Source organism: Paenibacillus elgii NBRC 100335, from assembly GCF_004000865.1.
In the GTDB taxonomy this organism is placed as follows: domain Bacteria; phylum Bacillota; class Bacilli; order Paenibacillales; family NBRC-103111; genus Paenibacillus_G; species Paenibacillus_G elgii.
Map to the genome: position 1 here is coordinate 1 of NZ_BIMB01000104.1, position 6,143 is coordinate 6,143.

The 6,143-nt window shown below is 53.3% G+C and carries 2 protein-coding genes; both read right to left on the bottom strand.

Annotated features, from left to right (window positions below):
- Positions 1 to 5,757: non-ribosomal peptide synthetase (locus tag PEL01S_RS33790; protein WP_164824374.1), on the bottom strand; the 5,757-nt coding region annotated here is incomplete at its 3' end.
- Positions 5,681 to 6,143, bottom strand: a 463-nt coding sequence (locus PEL01S_RS35855; RefSeq protein WP_164824375.1) for a condensation domain-containing protein, incomplete at its 5' end; no start/stop codon positions are given. The genes PEL01S_RS35855 and PEL01S_RS33790, both read right to left, overlap by 77 nt.

The window sequence follows — 6,143 nt, forward strand, 5'->3', positions numbered from 1 at the left end:
AGTACCCAGCACCCCTTGCCAAACCGAGGCCAAGGTCTGTTCCACTTCTGTGCGCGGCGCCACGTATTCCGTTCCCGTGTGCACGCTTCCTTCCGGCGCCGGCAGCGCTTTGCGGTCTACCTTCCCATTCGGCGTCAGCGGCATTTGCTCCAGCTGGACAAAGTAAGAAGGAATCATATAGCCAGGCAGTTCTTGTGCAAGCGCTCCTCGTAGCTCGCTTACCGTCAGCGTCTGCTCCGCCACAAAATACGCGCATAAAGACTTTTGTCCGTCCGCGTCTTCCCGGGCGATGACGGCTGCCTCTTGAACCGACGTTACCTTCAGGAGCTTCGCTTCCACTTCGCCCGGCTCTATCCGGTAGCCGCGGATTTTGACCTGATGGTCGATCCGTCCCAAATATTCGATGCTGCCGTCCGGCAGCCAGCGGGCCAGGTCTCCGGTCCGGTACATCCGCTCTCCCGCCGCAAACGGGTTATCCACGAATTTCTCCGCGGTCAAGTCCGGACGGTTCAGATATCCTCTGGCCAGCCCTACTCCGCCAACACAAAGCTCGCCTGCCACCCCGATCGGCAGCAATTGATCCTGGGCATCTACGATGTAAGCCTGATGATTTGGAACCGGGCGTCCGATTGAAACAGATTTTTGTACTGTACAATCGCGGGTTCCCGCCCAGACCGACGTAATGATGGAATCTTCCGTCGGACCATAAGCGTTGAAATACATCACTTTGTCTTTCCACTTTCCGAACAGCTCAGCGGAAGAGGCAGACCCTCCCGTAATCAATTTCTTAAACGTCGGCATATGATCCGGATTTAAGTAAAGGGCGTAAGCCGGAGGCAAAAGCGCCATTGTAATACCATTATCGTTCACATAACGCTCGAATAAACGATAATCCAAAATGACCGCGGACCGCGGCACATATAAAGTCGCTCCCATAAATAGCGAACTGAACGTTTCCCAGCAGGAAGCGTCGAACGATAGGCTCGCAAATTGCACGACCTTATCTTGCCCGTTCATACGAAGGGTGTTCTCGCAAAGCGCCTTTACATTACATAACCCGCGATGCTCCACCATGACTCCTTTGGGCTGTCCTGTCGTTCCCGACGTGTAGATCACGTAAGCCAGGTTATGCGGACCGACAACCGGCTCCAGATTCGCCGAATCCTCGCTGTAGCTTTCCTCGTCGTCCAGAACCACCTGTTCCCCCGCAAACGTCACGTTGTCCTGCAAATGACGCTGCGTCAACAGCAGCTTCGCGCCCGAATCTTCCAGCATGTAGCGAATTCGTTCTTCCGGCAGCGAAGGATCGATCGGTACATACGCTCCTCCGGATTTTAAAATCCCGCAAATTCCGACAACCATTTCCAGAGACCGTTCAACCATCAGCCCCACGATTTGCTCCGGCTTGACGCCTCCGGCTCTCAACGTGCGTGCCAACCTGTTCGCTCGCTCGTTCAGTTCCCGGTACGTTAACCGTGTTTCTTCGAAAACGACCGCCACCTGCTCCGGCGTCCGTTCCGCCTGCTCCTCGAGCAGCTGATGAATTGTTTTCTCACGAGGATATTCGGCCTTGGTATCGTTGAAAACGGTTAGAATCTGTTCTTCCTCTTGCGGCGTAATCATGCCAACGGAAGACAACCTGGCCTCTGGATTCTCCAGGATGGCATCAATGAGCTGCAGAAGGTGACTTGCCATCCGTTCGATGGTGCTCCGTTCATACAGCGATCTTGCGTATTCGATGCCGCAAGCCAGTTCATCACCAGCCTCTTCTATGCTGAGCGTCAGGTCAAACTTCGCCACTTTATGCGAACGCGGGTATGGCTTAAACTGCAGCCCTGCGAGAGTCTGTTCTCCTTGCTCCGCATTTTGCAGGACAAACATCGCGTCAAATAGCGGGTTGCGGCTCAGATCTCTTTTCAATCCCAGCTTCTCCACCAAGGCATCAAACGGATAGTCCTGATTCTCGTATGCTTTTAATGCCGTTTCCTTGACTTCCCGCACAACCTCTTGGAACGTCTTTTCCCCCGTTGGGTTATTGCGGATCGCCAGCGTGTTCACAAACATCCCGATCATGCTTCCCAAGTCCGCATGCGGTCTTCCCGCTATCGGCGTTCCTACGATGATATCCTCTTGCCCCGTATATTTGTGCAGCAATGAGGTGTATGCCGCCAGCAGCACCATATACAGCGTCGATCCCGTCTGCGCCGCCAGCCGTTTTAACGCTTCGCTTCGCGAGCCGTCAATCTCGAAGCATACCCGGTCCCCCTCAAAGCTCTGTACCGCCGGTCTCACATAATCCGTCGGCAAATCGAGCACCGGCAGTTCCCCTTGGAAAACCTCGAGCCAATACGCTTCCTGCTTGCTCATCCGTTCGCTTTGGACCTGCGCCTGCTGCCATATCGCATAATCCTTGTACTGAATCCGCAGCCGCGGCAATTCTTGTCCTTCATACAACCGGTTGAACTCTTCGATCAATAAGCCCATCGACACGCCGTCCGAGATAATATGGTGCATGTCGAACAGCAGGACATGGCGCTCCCGGTCCAGCTCAAGCAGTTGCACCCGCAATAACGGCGCCTGCCCCAGATCGAATGCGCGCACAAACCGGCCGATGTACGCTTCCACTTCCTCTTCCCTAGCCTGGACATAGTCCACTCCAAAGGACACCGCAGCATGGATACGCTGTACCGGTTCGCCGTCAATCACGGCAAAGCTGGTCCGCAGCGTATCATGGCGCTCAATCAGCTTCCGGAACGCCTCTTCCAGACGCCCACGATCCAAGGCACCCTCCACGCTCAGGACTCCCGGCATGTTGTAGCTGATTTCTCCGCCTTCCAACTGGCTCAAAACAAACAACCGCTTTTGGGCCGAAGAAACAGGGTAATACTCGCTCTCCTCTGCTAACGGGATATCCGCATACGCGACTTGATCCCGTTCTTCGATCAATCGGGCCAGTTGTTCGATCGTTGGCGATTCGAACACTTCCCGCAAAGAGATGCCGCCATCCAGCTCCTTGTGAATTCTCGACACCATTTGGGTAGCGCGCAAAGAGTGTCCTCCGACCTCAAAGAAGTTGTCTTGAACCCCAACGCTCGAAAGACCCAGCACTTCCTGCCAGATTTGCGCCAGCCGCGCCTCCGTCGCTGTGCGCGGCGCCACGTATTCCGCTCCCGTCGGCATGCTTCCCTCCGGCGCGGGCAGCGCTTTGCGGTCCACTTTTCCATTCGGCGTCAGCGGCATCCGCTCCAACTGTACAAAGTAAGTCGGAATCATGTATCCAGGCAGCTTAGCGGACAAGGCCTCCCGAATGTGACTCAAGGTTAGCTGCCGTTCGCCGACAAAATAGGCGCACAAGTGCTGCTGACCAGCTTTGTCCTCCCGTGCAAGTACGATAGCCTCCTGAATATGCTCCACATTCAAGAGTCTCGCTTCCACCTCGCCCAGCTCGATCCGATATCCGCGGATTTTGACCTGATGGTCGACCCTTCCCAAATATTCGATGCTGCCGTCCGGAAGCCAACGGGCCAAGTCTCCCGTCTTGTACATCCGTTCGCCGCTCTCAAACGGGTTGGTGACGAACTTTTCCGCAGTCAAATCAGCGCGGTTTAAGTAGCCTCTCGCCAATCCCGCTCCCGCTATGCACAGCTCGCCGGCCACACCGACCGGCAGCAGTTGATTGTATGCATCCACAATATAGACACGGTGATTTGCAATCGGGCTTCCGATCGTTACGACATCATGCTCCCTCAAACCGTCCGAAGCGGCCCATATCGAGGTACAAATGGAATCTTCCGTAGGGCCGTACGCATTGAAGTACATGATATCTTCCCACTTCCGGACAAGCTCGGCGGAAGAGGAAGAGCCCGCGGTTATCAATTTCTCCAACGCCGGAAGGCGCTCAGGGGCCAAGTAAGTCGCATAGGCCGGAGGCAGGGTAGCCGTCGTAATACGGTTGTCGTTCATGAAGCGTTCAAACAAGACGTAATCCAAAATCACCGAAGCCGTCGGCACATATAAGGTCGCTCCCGTAAACAGCGCCATCAAGGTTTCCCAGCAGGAAGCATCAAATGACAAGCTGGCAAATTGCACAACCTTGTCCTGCTCATTCATACGCAAGGTATGCTCGAAAAACGGCTTCAAGTTGCATAACCCGCGATGCTCCACCAAAACCCCTTTTGGCTGTCCCGTCGTACCTGACGTATAAATGACGTACGCCAAATGCTGCGGGCCGACAACGATCTCCAAATTGGCGGATTCTGCATGGTAAGCCTCTTGCTCGTCTAGAATGACATGCTTGCCTTCAAATGCAATGCGTCCTTGCAAATGGCTTTGCGTGAGCAGCACCTTCGCTCCCGAATCGCTCAGCATGTAGCGAATACGCTCTTCCGGGTATTCGGGATCTATCGGCACGTAGGCTCCGCCTGCTTTTAAAATTCCGAGCATCCCGACAATCATTTCCAGAGAACGTTCCACCATAAGGCCAACCAGCTGCTCCGACTGCACCCCTTGGGCTTGTAACGTTCGTGCAAGCCGGTTCGCCCTTTCATTCAGCTCACGGTACGTCAATCCGCTTCCCTCGAATACGACCGCCACCTGTTCCGGCGTAAGCTCCACCTGCTCTTCGAAGAGCTTATGGATCGTTTTTTCGCTTGGATAAAACAAGGAAGTATCGTTGAATGCATTTAATATTTGTTCCTTCTCTTGCGCCGTTACGATTTCGATCGACGATAGCTGGACTTCGGAATTGTTCACCACTACGTCGATGAACTGTAATAGATGGCCGGCCATCCGTTCCACAGTTTCTTTTTTGTACAATGCGCTGGCATACTCCACGCTGCAAACAAGCTCATCCGCCGTTTCCGTCACTTGGAGCGTCAAATCGAATTTCGCTGCTGGATGCTGGTGCGGGTAAGGCTTGAACTGCAGCCCTTCGATTTCGTCTTCCCCTTGCTCTGTATTTTGCAGCACAAACATTGTGTCGAATAAGGGATGACGGCTCATGTCTCTTTTCAAATCGAGCTTGTCGACCAGCGCTTCAAACGGATAATCCTGGTTTTCAAACGCTTTTAGCGACGTTTCTTTCACTTCTTGCACATAGTCTTGGAACGTCTTTTCCCCGGCCGGATAATGGCGCAGGGCCAACGTATTCACAAACATCCCGATGATGCTTTCCAAATCCGCATGCGGTCTTCCCGCAATCGGCGTGCCTACAATGACATCTTCTTGCCCTGTATATTTATGCAGCAAGCCGGTGTAAGCAGCCAGCAATACCATATACAGGGTCGATCCCGTTTGCGCCGCTAGCTGCCTTAACCCCATACTTCTTGCGGGATCGACGACAAACTCGATTCGGTCTCCCGCGAAGCTTTGTACCGAAGGTCTCACATAATCGGTCGGCAAGTCCAGAACCGGAAGCTCCCCGTCAAAAACATTCAACCAGTACGCTTCCTGTTTGATCATTTGTTGATTGTGGGCTTGCGACTGCTGCCATGACGCATAATCCTTATACTGAATCCGAAGCGGCGACAGGTCTTTTCCTTCGTACAAACGGTTGAATTCTTCAACCAGAATGCCAATGGATACGCCGTCCGAAACGATATGATGCATATCGAATAATAAAATATGCTCATGTTCTTTCAATTGAATAAGCCCTACTCGCAACAACGGCGCCTGCGCAAGATCAAACGGGCGAATGAATCGGCGAATATGTTCCTCCGCCTCTTCCTGGCTCGCTTGGATACTCCACCTTAAATGCAACTTCAGGATGCACCTTCTGCTGCGGTTCGCCGTTCACCACATCAAAACTGGTCCGCAGCGTTTCATGCCGCTGAATCAGTTTCCTGAACGCTTCTTCCAAGCGCTCGCGATCCAGGGAACCTTCCACCGTCATGATTCCTGGCATGTTGTAGCTAATTCCGCCGCCTTCCAACTGGCTCAAAATATACAATCGTTTTTGCGCCGATGAGACAGCATAATACTCGCTTTCCTCTACTAACGGGATAGATGCATAAGTGATTCGCTCCCGGTCCTCGATCAGTTGAGCCATTTGTTCAATCGTGGACGATTGGAACACTTCTCGCAACAAGATTCGGCTATTCATCTCTTTATGAATTTTGGCAATCAACACCGTTGCCCGCAGCGAA